Genomic DNA, 19,268 nt, shown 5'->3' on the forward strand with positions numbered 1-19,268 from the left:
GCCGAGTCCGCGAACGCGGCCGCGGCTGCCGGTGCCGCGCACGCGGAGGTGGCTGAGGCACGACGTGCGGCGGCCGAGGCCGCCGCTGCGGCAGACCTGGCCCGACGTGCGGCAGCCACCACCCAGCGGCTCGCCGACAGAGCCAAGGCGGCGGCGCGGGAGGCCCGCGTCCGAGCCCGCTCCGCGGGCGAGCACTGCCTGGCCGCGGGCGCAGCAGCAGAGGAAGCCGCCGACCACGCGTGGGACGCTGCACAGTTCGCCCAGCGGTCCCAGGCCGCGGCCGACGCGGCGGTCGAGGCTGCGACAGCGGCCGTCGAGGCCGTCGAGGAAGCCCGTGCGGTGGAGGCGGAAGCGCGAGAGGCCGAGACGTCACGGCTCGCCATCGAGAAGGAGGCCGCCATCACCGTGGCCCGGGTCAGCGCGCTGGCGGAGGCGGAGCTCCTGGAACGCGTGCGACGCGAGCAGACCCGGGAGTCCTGGTACTCCGACGAGGTCCTGGCGCTGATCGCCGCGGCGGAGGAGGCGCTGCAGGCGGACGCCGTCGACGAAGCCGTTCGGGCAGCACGGGAGGCGGCCGTCAAGATCACTGCGGCGACCTCGACACCGGGCGCGTGGACGCGGGCAGCCGCCGAGCTCGCCCTGGCCGGCACGGACGACGACATGGTCCGCTGGATCACCGAGGGCCGGGCGGCCGCGCAGGGGCAGGACGACCAGATGGTCGTCGCGGGCCTCGGCGAGACGTCGACGCAGCGTGTCAGGTCCGCCGCGCTGGCCGTGCTCCAGACGGAGGATCCGGACGAGGCTCGGGCCTTTCTCACGCACGGTGTGGTCCAGGCGGCCGCGGAGGACAACCGGGCAGCGATCCTGCAGATCCTCGGCGCCTCACCCGGGACCGCCGTGCGAGGCGCGGCGGAGGCAGCACTCGACGACGGCTCCGCCGAGGCGCTGAAGACCTTCTTCACCACCGACCTCGCCGAGGCCGTGACCGCCGACGACACCGCGGAGGCCTTCCGGATCCTCGACTCCGGCGGGATCTATGCCCAGGCCGCCGCGGAGGTGGCGCTCGAGGGGACACATGCGTCCCGACGACGGTTCGTCGCCAGCCTGCGGTACCAGGCGGAGCTCCTCGACCACGACCGGGAGTCGCACGTCAACGCGATCCGGGCCTCGATCAACAGAGCCGCTGATCTGGCGAACACCGCGATGCGGGACGCCGCCAAGGCCTGCGAGGCGGCCCGGATCGCCAACGACGCACGGGACGAGGCCCAGCAGTGGGCGCAGCGGGCGAACGAGTCGTACGAGGCCGCCCGCGCTGCGAAGGCCGAGGCCCAGCGGCTCGCCGACCTCGCGACGCGGTCGGCGACACGCGCCCAGGAGCTGGCGGTCACAGCGAAGGACGCCGCGGCAACGGCGCGAGCCGCCGCCGTCGCGGCGGACGGCTCGGTGATGCGCGCCATGAGATCGGCCGGGCGGGCGTCCGCGTTCGCCTGGTCGGCGCGCGCCTCGGCGACCCGCGCCCACGCGGACGCCATCGCGGCCGGTCAGGACGCCGTCGCGGCGCGGCGGGCCGCGGACGAGGCCTGGGTCTATACGATCGGTCTCGCGTTCCAGCAGTTCCAGGAGGTGCTCGCCGGCTCACCGCCCGCAGAGGAGGGCGAGTACGCCGACCCCTTCGGCATCATCCCCAAGGACGTGACCAACCCGCGGGACTGGGCCTGGGTCGCCGACAACGTCAGCTCGACGGCCGGGGGCTTCAGCGCCTGGCTCGCCTGGGTCCCCAAGGTCGGCTTCGGTGCGCCGGCTGCGCTGATCGGCCAGGCACTGGGCACGATCTCCACGGTGGCCGGACTCGGCGAGATCATCGCCCGCGCCCAGTACACCGATTACCACAGCGCTGCGATGAAGCAGGAGATCGGCACCTGGGCGATCTCGACGGCGATCAGCAAGCTCCCGTACCCCGCCAGCGCCGTCACCCTGCTGCACGACGACCCCCTGCGGGGCAGCTGGAACTCGGCGTTCGAGACGCTGACCGGCTGGGACTTCGACGTCGACCACCCGCTGCCCGACGTGACGTCGGACGCGGACACGACCGCGGTCGGCGGCTGGGTGGTTCGCGCGTACGACGAGATCACGGGCTTCCTCCGCGAGCTCGTGGGCTGACCCGATCGTCCGCCTGGTCGTGATCGGCCAGGCGGACGATCGCCCCGGCACCATATTTGCGGCGTCCGACTTTTCGCCCCGCTAGAGTCGTGCGGGGGACGGGACGTCTGTGTCGGGGGTGGTCACGATGGTCGGTACAGCGACAGCACAGGGGGCAGGCGGCTGGCCGGCCTTCTCTCTCGACTTCTCCGCCTACACGGGTACGGGCACCCTGTCGTGGCAGCGGACCCAGCGCGTCTTCGAGGCGATGGCGCACCTGCAGGAGGAGCGCGCCCGGATCGTCGGCGCCCTCGAGCGCCGTCAACGGGTCGCCGCGCGCATCGTGGGTCGCGGCCCGAAGGGGATCAACCAGGCCCTCGTCCGCACCGCGAGCACCTGGCGGACGCTCGAGTCCATCCGCCACTCGGGCACCGTCGGCCAGCTCAGGACCAGCCTGCCGAACAACGCGATCCTCCTCGACGCGGGCCTGCGCATGACCAGCGTCTGGAACCACTCCGGCCTCGACCCGGACGCCCGCCTGGTCCTGGCCGGCGAGGACCCGTCCGTCTACCTCTTCGGCTTCGCGCCCCTCCAGATGAAGATCATCGACGGCACCAGCGTGCTCCTCGACGGGCCAACGGTCTGCGGCAGCCCGACCGTCATCGACGTCCGCGACGCCGGCTGCCTCACCGCGGCGCGCGCCTACTGGGACGCCGTCCTCGCCACCACCTACCCCTGCGACGCCGAGACCGCCGCCCTGACCGAGCTCACCCCGCGCCAGCGCCGCATCGTCACCCTCATGCTGACCAGCTCCACCGACGAGGAGATCGCCCACCGGCTCGACGTCAGCGTCCGCACCGTGCGCGCCGACATCGCGACGGTGCTCGAGCTCCTGGACGCGCCCACCCGCTTCGCGGCGGGGGTCCGCCTCCGCGAGCGCCTCGGGATGCCCGCCGCGCAGTAGCCCGGGTCGCCGTCGTCCGGACGCGCCCGCGCCTACCATCGAGGCATGGACCATGCGACGGTGCGCCGGATCCTCGTCACCGGCTCGGCCGACGGGCTGGGCCGCCTCGCGGCCGAGACCCTCCTGGGCGACGGGTACGACGTCGTCGTCCACGCGCGCAACCCGGACCGAGCGCGGGCGCTGGACCCGCTCGTCGACCGGGGCGCCCGGCTCGTCGTGGCGGACCTGGCCGACCGGAGGTCCGTCCACGAGCTCGCCGCGACCCTGGCCGACGGCGAGCCGCTCGACGCCGTGATCCACAACGCCGGTGTCTACCGCGGTCCGGCGATCATGCCCGTCAACGTCGTCGCGCCGTACCTGCTCACGGCCCTGGTGCCGGGGCCGCGCCGCCTCGTCTACCTGAGCAGCGGCTCGCACTTCAGCGGCCGCCCGGTGCTCGACGGCGTCGACTGGGAGGGCCGCACACCGGGTTCCTACGGTGACAGCAAGCTGTTCGTGACGGCGCTCGCGCTCGCCGTCGCGCGGCTGCGCCCGGGCGTGCTGAGCAACGCCGTCGACCCGGGCTGGGTGCCGACGCGGATGGGCGGAGCGGGCGCGCCGGACGATCTCGACCTGGGCCACGTCACGCAGGAGTGGCTGGCGACGAGCGACGACGCCGCGGCGCTGACGGCGGGCGGCTACTGGTACCACCAGGAGCGTGAGGAACCGCACGCCTCCGCCCTCGACGTCGCCTTCCAGAACCGCCTGGTGGCCGCGCTGGAGCGCGAGACGGGCGTGGCCCTGCGCTGAGACGCGGGTGGCGCGCTCGTCGGACGCCGGGCGACACGCCGGCCACGGCACGGGCTCCATCGAACGATGCAACCCCCGCGGACCATCCGAAGGCCCGTAGAGCCTGCTGCGCGCCGTCCATAGCGTCGGTGGAGGAAGAAAGACGTCCTCCTCACCGAAAGGTCGCTCCGATGACCGCGATCGACACACCGCCCCGGCTCGACACCGCCGTGCGCCTCGACCAGCTCACCAAGACCTACCCGAACGGCCCCGAGCAGGTGGCCGCGCTGCGGGGCGTGTCGCTCGCCGTCCGGCCCGGCGCGTTCACCGCGATCATGGGGCCCTCCGGCTCGGGCAAGTCGACGTTCCTCAACGTCGCCGCGGGCCTCGACACGCCGACGAGCGGGCGGGTGCACATCGGCGACACCGACCTCACCGCCCTGTCGGCCGACGCCGTCACGCGCTTCCGCCGCCGGAACATCGGCTTCGTGTTCCAGGCGTACAACCTCGTCGGCCACCTCACGGTCGCCGAGAACGTCCAGCTCCCGCTGCTGCTCGACGGGCGCCGCCCGGACCCGAGGTGGCAGGACACGTTGCTCGAGTCCGTCGGGCTGGCGGGCATGGCCGACCGCCTGCCGCGCGAGCTGTCCGGCGGGCAGGCGCAGCGCGTGGCGATCGCCCGCGCGCTCGTCACGCGGCCGACCGTCGTCTTCGCCGACGAGCCCACCGGCGCCCTCGACCGCCGCACCGGCGACCAGGTGCTCGACGTGCTCCGCGGCACCGCCAAGCAGCTCGGCCAGACGCTGGTCGTCGTGACGCACGACCCGTCCGTGGCCGTCGCCGCCGACGACGTGCTCTTCCTCGCCGACGGCCTGCTCGCCGGCGGGCTCGTCGCGCCGACCACCGACCAGGTCGTCGCCCGCCTCGTCGAGCTGGGGCGGTGACGACCATGTGGTCCTTCGCCCGCTCCGCGGTCCGCGCCAACCCGGCGAGCTTCGCCGGAAGCTTCCTCGTCGTCGTGGCCGCCGCCGCGCTCCTCGCCGCGAACGGTGTGCTCATGGAGAGCGGTCTGCGCGCCGACGCCCCGATGCTCACCACGGTCGCCGGCTCGTTCGCCGGCACGGCCGTCCTCGTCGTTGTGCTCGTCGTCGCCTCCACGTTCGCCGCGGCGCTGCGCCGCCGCACCGAGCAGTACGCACTCCTGCGCGCCGTCGGCGCCACTCCCGCGCAGGTGCGCTCGATGGTGACGGCGGAGGTCGGCCTCGTGTTCGCCGTCGCGGCCCCCGTCGGCGCCGTGCCCGGCCTGTTCGCCGCGCACCTGTTCACGCCGCTGCTCGCGTCGGGCGGCATCGTGCCCGAAGGGCTCGACCTGGTCGTCACGCCCCTGCCCGTGCTCGGCGCACTGGCCCTGCTCTTCCCGACGGCGCTGCTCGCGGCGCGGCTCGTCGCCCGGTCGGTCACGAGCGTCAGCCCGACGGCAGCCGTGCGCGGCACCGCCGCCGAGCCCGCCGGGCTGTCGGCCGCGCGGCGCGCGTGGGCCGTCGTCCTGCTGGTCTCGGGCCTGCTCCTGGCCGGCACGCCGTTCGTCCTGCCCGGCCTCCTGGGCAGCGCGGCGGGCGCGACGTCGGCGTTCCTGCTCATCAGCGCCGCCGCCCTGGCGGGACCCGCGCTGGTCGGGGCGGCGGCCCGTCGGGCGGTCGACGCCTCCCGGACGTCACGGCACGCCGCGACACTGCTCGCGCTGCTCAACAGCCGTGGCTTCGCCCGCCGCCTCACGACGGCGATCGTGCCGCTCGCCCTGTTCCTCGCGCTGGGCACGGTGCAGACGGGGGTGAACGGCAGCATCGTCGACGCCGCAGCCGCACAGCTCCGCACGGGGGTCTCCGCCGACGCCGTGGTCACCGCGCCCGGCAGCCTCACGCCGGAGCAGGTGGACGCCGTCACGACGACGCCGGGTGTCGAGGCCGTGCTCGCGACCGCGTCGGTCCCCGCCGAGGTGCGGACGGACCCGGACGACGACCTCGGCGGCCTGGCGTGGGAGCCGTCGGCCCTCACGGCCCTCTCCGGGGACGCCGCCGGCCTGGTCGACGTCGGCGTGACCGCGGGTTCCCTGTCCGACCTGACCGGCCCCGGCACGGTCGCGGTCAGCGCGGAGAGCCTGTTCGCGACGGGCAAGGGCGTGGGCGACACCGTGGACGTGCGGCTCGGCGACAGCGAGACCTCGCCGACGATCGTCGCCGTCTACGACCGTGGCCTGGGCTTCGGGGACTACCTGGTGGACGCCGTGGCGCTCCCGGAGCCGGTCCCCGCGGCCGCGCTGTACGTGCGCGGTCCCGCCGATTTCGCCGTCGCGGGACTGGAGGTGCTCACCGTGGACGAGTACGTCGACACGACCGTGTCCGGCGCGGCGGCACAGCAGGAGCTCGGCACCGTGCTGCTGCTCGTGCTCATCGTGTTCATCGCGGTCGCCGCGGCGAACACCCTGGTCATGCTGACCAGCGCACGCCGTCCGGAGCTCGCCCTGCTGCGCCGGGTCGGCGCGACGCGGCGCCAGCTCACGGCGATGGTCGGCGTCGAGTCGGCGTTCGTCGCCGGGACGGCCCTGGTGCTGGGGACGCTGGCCGTGCTGCCGGCGCTGGTCGGCGTCGCGTACGGGATGCTGGGCACCGCCGTCCCGGCGTTCGACTGGTCTGTCTACGGCGCCCTGGCGGCGGCGGTCGTGCTCATCGCGACCGCGGCGACCCTCGTCCCGACCCGCCTGACAACCCGCTAGCCCCCTGCCGAGGTAGTCAGTTGGCGAGGTAGTCACGTGGCGAGGTAGTACTACTTCGCTACGTGACTACCTCGCCTAGTGACTACCTCGCCAACTGACTACCTCGGCGGGGCGCGCGGGGTCAGGCTGTGCGGGGGTGGACGCCCATGCCACCGGAGACCACGAGGTCCTCGCCCGTGACGTAGCCCGCGGCGTCGGACGCGAGGTAGGCGACCGCCTCCGCGACGTCCGTCGTCGTGCCGACACGGCCGAGCGGCACCTCCGCACCCCAGGCCGCGAGCGCCTCGGGCGCCATGCCCATCCGGCTGTACACCGGGGTGTCGATGACGCCGGGACTCACCGCGTTGACGCGGATCCCGCGGGGCGCGAGCTCGAGCGCGAGCGAGCGCATGAGCGGCAGCAGCGAGTTCTTGGCGGCCATCATGGCGGCGCCGGTCCCCTCCCCCGCGCCGACGGTGAAGACGACCGACGACCCCTCGCCGAGGAGAGGCAGCGTCCGCTGCAGCGTGAAGAAGCTGCCCTTGACGTTGACGTCGAAGACGACGTCGAAGTCCTCCTCCGACGTCGACTCGAACGGCCCGCTGCGGAACGCCGCGGCGTTGAGGAACAGCAGCCCGATCGAGCCGAGGTGCTCGCGCGCCTGCTCGGCGGCTGCGTCGATGTCGCTCAGCGACGCCAGGTCGGCACGGACGGCGCGCACGCCGTCGGGCAGGTCGGCGTCGCCGACGTGGGTCACGCCGGTGACCATGACGCGCCAGCCGCGCGCATGGAGCAGCTCCGCCGTCGCCTTGCCGATGCCGCTGGTCCCGCCGGTGATGAATGCGGTCTTCGTGCTCATGTCGTGTCCTTCGCTCGGAGGGTGGTGCGTGGCAGCGTACGCCTCTGTGGCAGCGACTGCCAACTAGTCATTGACCGCCACGGGCGTTACGCTGCCGCCATGAACCTGCGCGACCGCACGCGGCAGCTCGCCGTCCAGGAGATCCTCGACACCGCGCTGCGCCTGTTCACCGAGCAGGGCTTCGAGGCGACGACCATCGCCCAGGTCGCCCACGAGGCCGGCGTCTCGCAGCGCACCCTCTTCCGTTACTTCGGCACCAAGGAGGACCTGGTCGGCGGGGCGCAGGACGAGTTCGTCGCGCTCGTCGGCACCACGCTCCGCGAGCAGCCCGACGACGTCGACGCCTGGACCGCCCTGCGCGAGGCCCTCGCGGCCGCGCTGTCGGTGCACGCCACACCGCTCGACGCGCTCGCGCGGTTCCGGCTGATCCACACCACGGCATCCCTGCGCGCCGCCTATCTCGGCAAGCGCGTGCGCCTGCAGGAGGAGCTCGTCCCGCTCGTCGAGGCGCGGCTCGACGGGTCCGTCCCGGCCGCGGGCTCCGCCACGACCCGGGCGCGCGCCGTCCTCGGCACGGTCTTCGGCTGCTTCGACGCCGCCATGGCCACCTGGCTCGACCACGACGGCGAGGGCGATCTCCTCGACCTCTACGACGAGGCGGTCGCGGCCGTGCGCGGCGCTCGCGCGTGACGACGGCCTCTGCGCCGGTACGCTTCGTCGGCATGGAGTGGCGTGACGTCGAGCTCGTGCAGGTGGCGACCACCGTCGACACCGTGGAGGCGGCGCAGGCGATCGCCTCGTCGGCGGTCGGGAGACGGCTGGCGGCGTGCGCGCAGACCGAGGGCCCGATCACGAGCGTGTACCGCTGGGACGGCGCCGTGCAGACCGACACGGAGTGGCGCGTCGTCCTCAAGACGACGGCGGCCCTGGCCGAACGCCTCACCGAGCACCTCGTCCGTGAGCACTCGTACGAGGTGCCGGAGGTCGTGGTGACGCCCCTGATCGGCGGCAACCCCGAGTACCTGCGTTGGATCCGCGACGAGACCGCGGACGGGACCGCCCCCGAGCCACGGGACGCGTGACGTCCGGGATGCCCGTCGCGCCCGTCACAGGGAGGAGACAACGGCTGCTCGGAGCAACAGCGCTGCGGCGAGGTCGCGCGGACTTCACGGGCACCGGCACGCCGTCCCCCCTATGGTGGGCCCATGACCACCCACGAACCCGGCACAGGTCCCGACCCCGGCGGCCGACCGGCCCGGCCCTGGTCACCCTGGGTCTGGGGAGCGATCATCGGGATCGGCATCGGACTCGCGTTCGTCCCGTCGCTCGGCCCGGTGGGCATCGGCATCGGCCTCGCCCTGGCGCCCTCTTCGGCCCCGGGCACGACCGGCACCACCACGACCGGCACCACGGAGCACCGCTCCGACGACCGCCCGGACGACACCGCCCCTGACCAGCCCGGTACCCCCGACACCCCCGACCAGGACCAGTGACCATCACAGCTCCCACCGCCACAGCCCGCCCTCGTCGACGCCTGGTTCGCCGCGTGCTCCTGATCGCCCTCGGGGTGGTCGTCGCCCTCGTCGTCCTCGCCGTCGCCGGGTACCTCTGGAACAACGCGACGGCACGCGACCGCGAGACCGCGGCCGTCCGGGACGCCGGGTTCACCGAGCAGCAGGCGACCGTCGACGACCTGGCGCTCACCTACGGCGAGGGCCCCGACAACGGCTCGCCGCTGGTGCTCGTGCACGGTCAGGGTTCCCGCTGGGAGGACCACGCGCTCGTGCTGCCCGACCTCGCCGAGCGGCACCACGTGTTCGCCGTCGACGTGCCGGGCCACGGCGGCTCCGGCCGTCTCCCCGCGGAGCGCTACACCAACGCCGAGGTCGCGGAGATCCTCGCGAGGTTCGTCGACGAGGTGGTCGGCGAGCCCGCCCTGCTCTCCGGCCACTCGTCCGGCGGCCTGCTCGTGCTCCAGGTCGCGGCCGAGCACCCGGACCTCGTCACCGGCCTGCTGCTCGAGGACCCGCCACTGTTCTCGTCGGAGATGCCACGCCTGCTCGAGACCACGGGCGGCGGGCTGCCGACCATCGCCCGGGACTACCTCGCCGAGCACCCCGACGGCGCCGGCGGCACGGACTTCCAGCGCTGGTTCGTCGAGCGCAGCGACTACTTCGCGTTCTTCGGCCCGGCCGAGGGGCCGATCGTCGACTACTCGCTGCGGTGGATCGACGACCACCCGGACGAGCCGCTGCGGGTCTTCTACCTGCCGCCGCTGGTCAGCGTCTACTTCGAGGGTCTCGTCGAGTACGACCCTGCGTTCGGCGCCGCCTGGGTCGCGGACCGCTGGTACGACGGGTTCGACGCCGCGGCGAGCCTCGCCGCCGTGGACGTGCCCACCACGCTGATCCACACGAACTACTTCGAGCAGGCCCGCGGCAGCGCCTACCAGGACGGCATCCTCATGGCCGCCATGGACGCCGACGACGCCGACCGGGCGCTCACCCTGCTGCCGGACGCCGAGCTCGTGCAGGTCGCCTCCGGCCACCTGGTGCACTACGAGCGTCCTGACGTCTACCTCGACGCCGAGCGTGCCCTCACCGAACGGTCCGCCACGGCGCCGAGGTCGTGACGTCGGCTCAGGCCGGCGACGGGCCCAGGGTGCGCAGCAGGCGGCCCATCTCGCTGTAGGCCTTGTTGCGGTAGGCCACCAGCGCCTTGACCTCCTCCGGCGTGTAGTCCTTCGTGAGGCCCTTGCCGTTCTTCACGCCCTTGCGGTCGTTCTCGACGGCCTCCTGCACGAGGCGCGGCGTGGCCAGCCGCTCGCCGAAGTTCTCCTCGAACGTGCGGAACCCGCCCGCGTAGACGTCGAGCCCCGCCTGGTCGGCGATCGCGAACGGGCCGAAGAACCCGAGACGGAACCCGAACGTCGTGCGGACGACGGTGTCGATGTCCTCGGGCGAGGCGATGCCCTCCTCGGCGATCGACATCGCCTCCTTGAGCAGCACGTACTGCAGGCGGTTGAGCACGAATCCCGGCACGTCCGCCACGAGGGCACCCTGCCGGTCCGCCTTGCCCAGCAGCTCGCGCACCACGGGCACGACGGCGGGGTCGGTGCTCTCGCTCGGCACCAGCTCGACGCCGGGGATGAACGGCGCAGGGTTGGAGAAGTGCACGGTGAGGAACCGCTCGGGGTTCGTCACGGCCGTGGCCAGCACGCGCGCGGGGATCGTCGAGGTGTTGCTGCCGATGATCGCATCGGGGCGCGCCGCCGCGGAGATGCGGCCCAGCACGTCGTGCTTGACCTCGACCGACTCGAAGACGGCCTCCTCGACGAAGTCGACGTCCGCCACGGCCTCCTCGATCGAGGCCGCGGTGCGCAGGTTGCCGCGGATCGCCTCCGTCGCACCCGCGTCGTACAGGCCCTCGTCCTCGAACTCCTGCGACTCCGCCAGGAGCCGCTCGTAGGCGGCCTGCGTGGCGTCGGCCGAGGCGTCGGCGATCGTGACGGGCAGCCCGGCCAGCGCGAACGACTGCGCGATGCCCCCGCCCATGTACCCGGCGCCGACGACGGCGACGGAGGTGATGCTCGTGACCATGATGTCCTTCCTGGAACGTGTGGGGTGACGGGAGTCAGCAGGAGGCGCCGGGCGTGACCTCGCCCTCGACCAGGCCCTCCTCGATCTCCCCGATCGCGGCGACCTTGGGGGCCGACGCCGAGCTCGGGTCGAACCGGTACCCCAGCCACTCCCGGGCGAGGCGCCGGGCCAGCTCGATGCCGACCACGCGCTGGCCGAAGCACAGCACCTGCGCGTCGTTGGAGAGCACGGAGCGCTCGACCGAGAACGAGTCGTGCGCCGTGACCGCGCGTACGCCGGGCACCTTGTTCGCGGAGATCGCGACGCCGAGGCCCGTACCGCACACGAGCAGCGCCCGGTCGGCCTCGCCCGCTGCGACGAGCCGCGCGGCCGCCGCCCCGATCTTCGGGTACACGGTGTGCTCGTCGTCGCCCACGCCGACGTCGACCACCGACGCCACCCGCGGGTCCGCCTCGAGGTCCCGCTTGAGGATCTCCTTGTACTCGTAGCCGGCGTCGTCCGCGCCGACCACCAGCCGCAGCCCGTCCGTCATGAGTCCACCTCCGTCGTCGTGGGGGCAGGGACACCGGCCTCGGCGCCCGCCTCCTTCAGCAGCAGGGCGAGCGACGTCGCCCCCGGGTCCGGGACGCCGAGGCTCTTGTCGCCCAGCACCCGTGCGCGACCCCGGCGGGCCGCGATGTCCTTCGTCGCCTCGACGCCCTGGTCCGCCGCCTCGATCGTGGCACGCCACGCGTCGGCGGGCGCCGCGCCTCCCGCGACGGCCGCGGCGAGCGCCTCGGCGGCCGGGTGCAGCGCGTCGACGAGCGTCTTGTCGCCGACGCGCGCGCCGCCGACCTCCTGGATCTGGTCCCGCGCCGCCACGATGCCCGCGGCGACGTGCTCGATCGTGAGCGCCGCGTCGGCGGGCAGCGCGTCGGCGAGGGCCAGCAGGCCGACGCCCCACAGCGCGCCCGAGGTGCCGCCCGCCTTGTCGGCCCACGCGTCGGCCGCGCGGCGCAGCACGGACGGGGCGTCTCCCCCGGCGCGGACGGCGTCGTCGGCGGCCGCGACGGCGGCGTCGATCCCGCGGCACATGCCGCGGCCGTGGTCGCCGTCGGCGGCGACGGCGTCGAGGTCGCCGAGCACCTGCTCGGCGTCGTGCAGCGCGACCTGGGCGCGGTGGAACAGGCTCGCGACGGTACCCGCAGCGGCGATGCCCTCGGGCGTGGTGGCGCGCACGAGCTCGGTCTCGGGCTCGCTCGGCAGGGGCGCGGGCGTCGTGGCAGGCGCGGGCCGCCAGCTGCCGTGGTGGAAGCCGGGCGCGTCGGCGGGTGCGAGCCAGAGGCGCTCGAGCTCGTCGTCGAGCCACGTGACCGTGAGCGAGCAGCCGGCCATGTCGAGGCTGGTCACGTACTCGCCGACCAGCGGGGCGACGATCGTGACGCCGCGCTCGACGAGCAGGTCGTGCACCGTGTCCCAGAGGACGAACAGCTCCTCGTACTTGACGTTGCCGAGCCCGTTGAGCAGCACGGCGGCGCGGCCGTCGGCGTCGGCGGGGCGCTCGGCGAGCACGCGGTCGACGAGCTCGGTGGCCAGCGCGGCGGCGCTGGGCCGGGCCTCCTCGCCGATGCCCGGCTCGCCGTGGATGCCGAGGCCCCAGGCCGCGACGCCCGGCTCGAGCGTGAACAGCGGGTGGTCGTGGCCGGGCAGCGTGCAGCCGTCGAAGGCGACGCCGAACGAGCGGGTGCGGTCGTTGCCGTGGGCGGCGAGGCGGTTGACCTCGGCCAGGTCGGCGCCCTCCTCCGCGGCAGCGCCCGCGAGCTTGAACACCACGAGGTCTCCCGCGACGCCGCGGCGGTCGTGGTGCCGGTCGGCGGGCGCGGAGGCGACGTCGTCGGTCACCAGGAGGATGGTGACGTCCGTGCCCTGGGCGCGCAGGCGGCTGGCGGCCGCACCGAAGTTGAGCACGTCGCCGGCGTAGTTGCCGAACGTGACGAAGACGCCTGCGCCCGCGTCGGCGGCGCGGCACACGTCGAGCACCTGGCGGGTCGACGGGGACGTGAAGATGTCGCCGCAGACGGCGGCGTCGGCCAGGCCGTCGCCGACCAGGCCGGCGAAGGCCGGGTAGTGCCCGGACCCGCCGCCGACGACGACGGCGACCTTGCCCGGGCGGGTGCCGTCCGCGCGGGCGATGCCGCCGGGGACGGCACGGAGCCTGCCCGGGTGGGCCTTGACGAGACCGCTCAGGGCCTCGGGGACGAAGTTTTCCGGTCGGTTGTGGACGAAGGTCATCTCACCTGCACCTTTGCTCGGGAACCTGGGGGTTGCGGGGTCAGCGCCCGGCGCCGCGGAGCACCTCGCGGATGTACTCGCGGTTGATGGCGGCGACGCCGAGGCTGTCGGAGCCGTAGTGCTCGCACACGAAGACCCCCTCGAAGCCCAGCTCGAGGGCCCGGCGGATCACGGCGCGGTAGTTCACGACGCCCTGGACCAGGGGCGTCGGGTGCGTGGCGTACGAACCCGTCGCCGGGTCCTCGTCCCGCGTGTAGTTCTTGATGTGCCAGAAGTTGGTCAGCGGCAGGACCTTCTCGAACATCGTCGGGATGTCCTCGATGGGACGGTGCAGGCGTACCAGGTTACCGAGGTCGGGGTTGATACCGACGTTGTCGCGGTCGACGTCCTGCACGAACCGCACCGCCAGGTCGGGCGTCCCGATGTACGTGTCCTCGTACATCTCGAGGCTGACCTGCACGCCGACCTCGCCGGCGTGGTCGGCGAGCTCCCGGATGCGGGCCACGGCCAGGTCGTAGCCCTCCTTGTCGTCGAGGTCGTCGTGGTGCCCCTCGGCGAGCCAGAACCACAGCGCCTTCTCCTGGGCAGGCGTGAGCGCCTGCATGAACCCGAAGTTGACGACCTCGGCGCCGAGCGCGGGGGCGCGGTCGATGATGGTGTGGCCGAAGCGCAGGTAGTCCTCGCCGCGCTCGGCGTCGACGACGCTGCGGCGGGTGGTCGAGACCGACGGGACCGTGAGCCCCGTCTCCTGCAGCACGGTGAGCAGCTCCTCGAACCGGGCGTCGCTCAGCTCGCCGATCGACAGCCAGGCGTCGGTGGGGTCGACGTGGGCGAAGCCCAGGTCGGCGACCTGCTGGAGCTGGCCGCGCCAGGACTCGGCGGGGGCGTCGACGTTGGGGGTGCCGTCCGGCGTCGTCGACCCGAAGGAAAGCATGTTGGCCGCGATGGGCCAGTCGTCGGCTGTGCGCATGGTGATCTCCGTCGATCGGGGACGTCGTGCGGCTGCCCGCACGGCGTCTCGGTCGGTCCGCCGGACCGGTACGCCCGGCGGCTGGTCGTGGGTGCCCGCCGGTGCCGTGGCCCCGGCGGCTGGTCAGCCCCGCGCGGTGCGGAGCAGGGTGGTGCGGGGTTCTGCGGTCGAGTCACGCACGACGAACGTGGTGGCGATCTCGATGTGGTGGGAGTCGACGGGCCTGCCCTCGTGGAGCTGCTGGACCGTGTGCACGGCGCGCCGCCCGATCTCCTCGAGCGGCTGGCGTACCGCGGTCAGCGGCGGGTTGGCCCACGAGGCGAGCGGCGTGTCGTCGTACGCGACGAGGCTGACGTCCTGCGGGACCCGCAGCTCCGCGCGGCGGGCGGCCTCGAGGACACCCATCGCCTGGGCGTCGCTGCCCGCGAACACCGCCGTGGGCGGGTCCGGCCGGCGGAACCAGCGCTCGGCGACCTCGACGGCCTGGTCGTGGTCGAACCGGATGGGCCGCACGAGCTCGGGGTCGACCTCGACGCCCCTCTGCCGGCAGTAGGTGAGGAAGCCGTCCAGACGCGCGACCGCGCTCAGCGACTCCGCGGGCCCCGCGACCACGGCGATGTGCCGGTGCCCCAGGCCGACCAGGTGCTCGGCGGCGCTGCGCCCGCCGAGCCAGTTGGTCGAGCCGACCGAGACGACGCCCTCCTGCGTGAAGTCCAGGGGGTCGATGACGACGACGGGCAGCCGGGCGCGCGCGAGGCTGCCGTAGACGTCGGGGCCGAGACCCGAGGTCAGCACGATCGCTCCGACGCGCTCGGCGGCGGCGAGGCGCTGCGCCCACGCGGCGCTCGACTCCGGCACGCCGCGCGCGGACCGCCGGCGCACGCGGCCCACGACGACGTCGAGGTCGAGCTCCTCGGCCGCCAGCACGACGCCACGCAGGATCTGCGTCGCGTAGGTGGTGTCCAGCACGTCGACCATGAGCTCGACGGTGGTCGCCGTACTGACCCGGGTGGGGCCGCGGTAGCCGAGCTCGGCGATGGCGCGCTCGACGCGCTCGCGCGTGCCCTCGGCGACGTCCGGGCGACCGTTGACGACCTTGGAGGCGGTCGCGGTGGACACGCCGGCGTGCGCGGCGACGGCCGCCAGGTTGGGGCGCGGGGCCCCGGTCTTCTTCGTCACGCCAGCCCTCCTCGTCCGGTCAGTTTGTATCCCGGATCCTCGAAAATCACAAGAGTCGCAAGCGCCTCCGCCAGCGGGCCGCCCCGGCCACCTCGGACCGATTCGAGGCCCTTTACAGCGGAACAACGGGCCGTTAGCGTACAACGCGGTTTCTGCCGGATCCTGAAATTTTTCGGCGAAATGTTTCGACAGCGACGGTGGAGGTGGACGGTGCGGTCCGCACGGGCTCCCGGGCACCCCGGCGTCAGAACCGAGGAGCACGCATGCTGAACGTCGCCCTGGTGGGCACCGGAAACATCTCCGCCTCCCACCTGCGGGCCTACCTGCAGTTCCCCGAGCGGTGCCGCGTGGTCGCCCTGTGCGACGTCGTGCCCGAGCGGGCCGAGGCGAGGAAGCAGGAGCTCGGGCTCGACGACGCCGTCGTGGTCGCCTCGCACGAGGAGCTGCTGGACCGGCAGGACATCGACCTGGTGAGCGTGTGCACGCCGCCGTCCACGCACGCGCCGATCACGATCGACCTGCTGCGCTCGGGCAAGAACGTCCTGGTCGAGAAGCCGATGGCGCCCTCGCTCACCGACTGCGACGCGATGCTCCGGGCCGAGCGCGAGAGCGGCAAGGTCCTGTCCGTCGTGGCGCAGAACCGGTTCCGCGACGACATCGCCGTGCTCAAGGAGGCGCTCGACTCCGGCCTTCTCGGGCCCGTCGCCCACCTGCGTACCGACTCGGCGTGGTGGCGCGGCGTGCCGTACTACGACCTGTCCTGGCGCGGCACGTGGCAGTCGGAGGGCGGCGGCCCCACGCTCAACCACGCGATCCACCACATCGACCTCATGCTCTGGATGCTCGGGGCGCCGCAGGCCGTGGCCGCGATGATGACCAACGCGTGGCACGACAACGCCGAGGTCGAGGACCTCTCGGTCGCGCTGCTGCAGTACGACCGCGCCGTCGCCCAGCTCACGAGCTCGGTCGTGCACCACGGCGAGGAGCAGGAGATCGTGGTCCAGGGCCGCGACGCGTCCGTCGCGCAGCCCTGGAAGGTGCGCTCGGAGACCACCCAGCCCAACGGCTTCCCGACGTCCAACGGCGACACCGCGCTCGTCGCGCGCCTCGAGGAGCTCGCGGCCGCCCACGAGAAGCTGGCCCACCTCGGCCACACGGGCCAGGTCGACGACGTGCTCGCCGCGCTGGAGACCGGCCGCGCGCCCGCGATCGGCGGCGCCGACGGCCGCCGCACCGTCGAGGTCGTCACCGCGATCTACCAGGCGGCGATCGAGCGCCGCACCGTCGACCTGCCGATCCCCGCGGACAGCCCGTACTACACGGGCGAGGGCGTGCTGGAGAACGCCCCGCGCTACTTCACCAAGGCGCGGTCGATCGACGACCTCGAGGGCACCATCTCCGTCGGCGGCGAGGCGCGCTGACGCGCCCCGGCCCCACCACCCACCGAGCGAAAGAGACCCATGAGCACAGCATTCGGCGGCACCTACTCCCCCGACGCCATGCCGGCGCCCGTCGTCGGCCCCGGCGAGTTCGTCATCGCGGCGGTCGGCCTCGACCACGGCCACATCTACGGCATGTGCGAGGGCCTGATCGGCGCGGGCGCGACCCTCAAGTGGGTCTACGACCCCGACCCGGCCAAGGTCGAGCAGTTCGTCCAGCGGTTCGGCGACGTCCGGGTGGCCCGCAGCGAGCAGGAGGTCCTCGACGACGACGCGGTCCACCTCGTGGCCGGTGCCGCCGTGACGTCCGAGCGCGCCGCCCTCGGCCTGCGCGTCATCGCCGCGGGCAAGGACTACTTCACCGACAAGGCCCCGCTCACCACGCTCGACCAGCTCGCCGCCGTCCGCGAGGCGACGGCGACCACGGGCCGCAAGTACGCCGTCTACTACTCCGAGCGGATCCACGTGGAGACGGCGGTCTTCGCATCGCAGCTCATCGAGGCAGGCGCCATCGGTCGTGTCGTGCAGGTCATGGGCACCGGCCCGCACCGCCTGTCCGCCGGGTCGCGGCCCGCGTGGTTCTTCGAGAAGGAGAAGTACGGCGGCATCCTGTGCGACATCGGCAGCCACCAGATCGAGCAGATCCTGCACTACACCGGCGCCTCCGACGCGACGGTGGTGCGCAGCCAGATCGCCAACTACGCCAACCCGGACCACCCCGGTCTCGACGACTTCGGCGACGCGATGCTCACCACCGACACCGGCGCGACGGGCTACTTCCGCTGCGACTGGTTCACGCCGGACGGTCTGCAGACCTGGGGCGACGGCCGCACCTTCATCCTCGGCACCGAGGGCTTCATCGAGCAGCGCAAGTACATGAACCTCGGCACGCAGGACGGCCCGGGGCACCTCTTCCTGGCCAACGGTGAGGAGGAGACGCACTTCGACGTGCACGGCAAGGTCGGGTACCCGTACTTCGGCCAGCTCGTGCTCGACTGCCTGGAGCGGACCGAGAACGCGATGACGCAGGAGCACGCGCTCAAGGCCGCGGAGCTGGCGGTCCGCGCCCAGCTCCAGGCGGAAGACCTCCTCCCCCGCCCCTCCCGCTGAGGTAGTCATGTGGCGAGGTAGTCACGTGGCGAGGTAGTCACGTGGCGCTCGCTGGGCGACTACCTCGCTATGTGACTACCTCGCTATGTGACTACCTCGCTACGTGACTACCTCGCCAGCTGACTACCTCGGCGGGGCGAGGCGGGCGATCAGGAGGGTCAGGCGCTCGTCGTGCGCCTGTTCCGGGAGCCTGCCGCTGCGTTCGAGCAGCGCGAGCCCGTGCAGGCCGGCCCAGAACGTCTCGGCGAGGAGGCCGGGGGCGTCATCCCCCGCGACCGGCCCGACCACCTCGAGGAACTCGGCGAAGCCCGCCTGCAGCGCATCGGGCGCGTCCGGGCTGGCGAACCGGAGCTCGACGGCGTGCGTGAACATCGCGTCGTAGAGCGCCGGCCGCTCGCGCGCGAAGTCCGTGTACGCCCGTGCGACGGCGGCGAGCGACGCCCGCACGCCCGACACCGCCGTCCGCGCCGTGCGCAGCGCGACCGCGAGCTCCTCGAAGCCTTCGGCCGCGACCGCCGTCATGATCGCGGCCTTGCCGCTGAAGTGGCTGTAGAGCACGGGCTGGCTGTACTCGATCTCGGCGGCGAGGCGTCGGGTCGTGACGGCGTCCCAGCCCTCGGCCTCGGCGAGCTCGCGTGCCGCGCGGACGATCATCTGCTCGCGCTGCGCACGTTCGCGCTCGCGCCGGTTGCCTGTCGCCATGCGCCCATCCTAGCAACGCTAGGAATCCTACCGACGCTCTGCTAGCGTTGCTATCAACACTGTCACCGCTAGCAGGGAGTCTCCATGACCATCGCCGCCTACACGCTCGCCGCCGTCCTCAACGTCTTCATCCTGTTCATCGGCGTGCGCTTCCTGCTGCAGCCCTTCGCGGCGGCCGCCGGCTACGGCGTCCCCGCTACGCAGGACCGCGCCTACCTGGAGATCAAGGGCGTGCGGGACACGACGTTCGGCGTCGTAGGCCTCGTGCTGCTGATCTTCGCCGGGGCGCAGGCCGAGGCCTGGTACATGCTCGCCGTCGCGCTGGCACCGATCGGCGACACCTTCATCGTGCTGCGCCACGGCGGGTCGAAGGCCGTCGCGTTCGGCGTGCACCTCGCCACCGCCGCCGTCGTCCTGATCAGCTCGGCCCTCCTGTTCCTCGCCTGACGGAGCGGGGCGAGGCCCGGCGCAGGCCGAGAGCCTCGCCTGCGCTCTGCCTCGCGCCGGCCCTGACAG

19 protein-coding genes are annotated in these 19,268 nt (G+C 73.3%); 12 read left to right on the top strand and 7 right to left on the bottom strand.

Annotation, left to right across the window (positions count from 1 at the left end; translation table 11 throughout):
• The 5 genes from HLB15_RS01910 to HLB15_RS01930 form a co-directional block, all read left to right on the top strand.
• A partial coding sequence (locus HLB15_RS01910; RefSeq protein WP_212759391.1) for an ALF repeat-containing protein occupies positions 1-2,160 on the top strand: 2,160 nt, incomplete at its 5' end.
• A 127-nt stretch (positions 2,161-2,287) separates the two neighbouring features.
• On the top strand, positions 2,288-3,103 hold the full coding sequence (locus tag HLB15_RS01915; RefSeq protein ID WP_171103160.1) for a helix-turn-helix transcriptional regulator: 816 nt from the start codon (positions 2,288-2,290) through the stop codon (positions 3,101-3,103).
• 60 nt (positions 3,104-3,163) lie between these two features.
• Positions 3,164-3,892 carry an SDR family NAD(P)-dependent oxidoreductase gene (locus HLB15_RS01920; RefSeq protein WP_171103296.1) on the top strand — a complete coding sequence of 243 codons (729 nt, stop codon included), beginning with the start codon at positions 3,164-3,166 and terminating at the stop codon, positions 3,890-3,892.
• A 170-nt stretch (positions 3,893-4,062) separates the two neighbouring features.
• Positions 4,063-4,815, top strand: a complete 753-nt coding sequence (locus HLB15_RS01925) for an ABC transporter ATP-binding protein (RefSeq protein WP_171103162.1) — start codon at positions 4,063-4,065, stop codon at positions 4,813-4,815.
• Positions 4,816-4,820: 5 nt separating this feature from the next.
• Positions 4,821-6,644, top strand: a complete 1,824-nt coding sequence (locus HLB15_RS01930; RefSeq protein WP_229785539.1) for an FtsX-like permease family protein — start codon at positions 4,821-4,823, stop codon at positions 6,642-6,644.
• A 121-nt stretch (positions 6,645-6,765) separates the two neighbouring features.
• Here HLB15_RS01930 and HLB15_RS01935 read toward each other — a convergent pair whose 3' ends face one another.
• Positions 6,766-7,482, bottom strand: a complete 717-nt coding sequence (locus tag HLB15_RS01935) for an SDR family NAD(P)-dependent oxidoreductase (RefSeq protein ID WP_171103166.1) — start codon at positions 7,480-7,482, stop codon at positions 6,766-6,768.
• Positions 7,483-7,581: 99 nt separating this feature from the next.
• On the opposite strand from HLB15_RS01935, the gene HLB15_RS01940 reads away from it, so the two are divergent.
• The 4 genes from HLB15_RS01940 to HLB15_RS01955 all read left to right on the top strand — a co-directional run bounded on the left by HLB15_RS01940 (position 7,582) and on the right by HLB15_RS01955 (position 10,114).
• The gene (locus tag HLB15_RS01940) at positions 7,582-8,172 is read left to right on the top strand and encodes a TetR/AcrR family transcriptional regulator (RefSeq protein ID WP_171103168.1); all 591 of its coding nucleotides are present in this window, start codon (positions 7,582-7,584) and stop codon (positions 8,170-8,172) included.
• Between the two features lie 32 nt (positions 8,173-8,204).
• The gene (gene cutA, locus HLB15_RS01945) at positions 8,205-8,564 is read left to right on the top strand and encodes a divalent-cation tolerance protein CutA (protein WP_171103170.1); all 360 of its coding nucleotides are present in this window, start codon (positions 8,205-8,207) and stop codon (positions 8,562-8,564) included.
• Positions 8,565-8,687: 123 nt separating this feature from the next.
• Positions 8,688-8,975 carry a hypothetical protein gene (locus HLB15_RS01950; RefSeq protein ID WP_171103171.1) on the top strand — a complete coding sequence of 96 codons (288 nt, stop codon included), beginning with the start codon at positions 8,688-8,690 and terminating at the stop codon, positions 8,973-8,975.
• Positions 8,976-9,028: 53 nt separating this feature from the next.
• The gene (locus HLB15_RS01955; RefSeq protein WP_171103173.1) at positions 9,029-10,114 is read left to right on the top strand and encodes an alpha/beta hydrolase; all 1,086 of its coding nucleotides are present in this window, start codon (positions 9,029-9,031) and stop codon (positions 10,112-10,114) included.
• Between the two features lie 7 nt (positions 10,115-10,121).
• Here the strand turns inward: HLB15_RS01955 and HLB15_RS01960 are convergent, their stop codons facing one another.
• The 5 genes from HLB15_RS01960 to HLB15_RS01980 all read right to left on the bottom strand — a co-directional run bounded on the left by HLB15_RS01960 (position 10,122) and on the right by HLB15_RS01980 (position 15,501).
• On the bottom strand, positions 10,122-11,081 hold the full coding sequence (locus tag HLB15_RS01960) for a 3-hydroxyacyl-CoA dehydrogenase family protein (protein ID WP_171103175.1): 960 nt from the start codon (positions 11,079-11,081) through the stop codon (positions 10,122-10,124).
• A gap of 34 nt (positions 11,082-11,115) precedes the next feature.
• Positions 11,116-11,613, bottom strand: coding sequence for a ribose-5-phosphate isomerase (locus tag HLB15_RS01965; protein WP_171103177.1), 498 nt, complete (start codon positions 11,611-11,613; stop codon positions 11,116-11,118).
• On the bottom strand, positions 11,610-13,352 hold the full coding sequence (locus HLB15_RS01970; protein ID WP_171103179.1) for a dihydroxyacetone kinase family protein: 1,743 nt from the start codon (positions 13,350-13,352) through the stop codon (positions 11,610-11,612). Before HLB15_RS01970 ends, HLB15_RS01965 begins: the two co-directional genes overlap by 4 nt.
• Positions 13,353-13,392: 40 nt before the next feature.
• Complete coding sequence (locus HLB15_RS01975; RefSeq protein WP_171103181.1) at positions 13,393-14,322, bottom strand: sugar phosphate isomerase/epimerase family protein; 930 nt, start codon at positions 14,320-14,322, stop codon at positions 13,393-13,395.
• Positions 14,323-14,445: 123 nt separating this feature from the next.
• Positions 14,446-15,501, bottom strand: a complete 1,056-nt coding sequence (locus HLB15_RS01980) for a LacI family DNA-binding transcriptional regulator (protein ID WP_171103183.1) — start codon at positions 15,499-15,501, stop codon at positions 14,446-14,448.
• A gap of 263 nt (positions 15,502-15,764) precedes the next feature.
• Between HLB15_RS01980 and HLB15_RS01985 the strand changes: the two genes are divergently transcribed.
• On the top strand, positions 15,765-16,922 hold the full coding sequence (locus HLB15_RS01985) for a Gfo/Idh/MocA family protein (protein ID WP_171103185.1): 1,158 nt from the start codon (positions 15,765-15,767) through the stop codon (positions 16,920-16,922).
• Positions 16,923-16,961: 39 nt separating this feature from the next.
• Positions 16,962-18,050: a Gfo/Idh/MocA family protein gene (locus HLB15_RS01990; protein WP_171103186.1), complete on the top strand. Its 1,089-nt coding sequence runs from the start codon at positions 16,962-16,964 to the stop codon at positions 18,048-18,050.
• A 123-nt stretch (positions 18,051-18,173) separates the two neighbouring features.
• Here HLB15_RS01990 and HLB15_RS01995 read toward each other — a convergent pair whose 3' ends face one another.
• Complete coding sequence (locus tag HLB15_RS01995; protein WP_171103189.1) at positions 18,174-18,752, bottom strand: TetR/AcrR family transcriptional regulator; 579 nt, start codon at positions 18,750-18,752, stop codon at positions 18,174-18,176.
• A gap of 84 nt (positions 18,753-18,836) precedes the next feature.
• On the opposite strand from HLB15_RS01995, the gene HLB15_RS02000 reads away from it, so the two are divergent.
• A complete protein-coding gene (locus HLB15_RS02000) occupies positions 18,837-19,199 on the top strand; it encodes a DUF4267 domain-containing protein (RefSeq protein ID WP_171103191.1) in 363 nt (120 codons plus the stop codon).
• Positions 19,200-19,268 lie beyond the last annotated feature (69 nt).

The organism is Promicromonospora citrea (assembly GCF_013004695.1).
Taxonomy (GTDB): Bacteria; Actinomycetota; Actinomycetes; order Actinomycetales; family Cellulomonadaceae; genus Promicromonospora; species Promicromonospora citrea.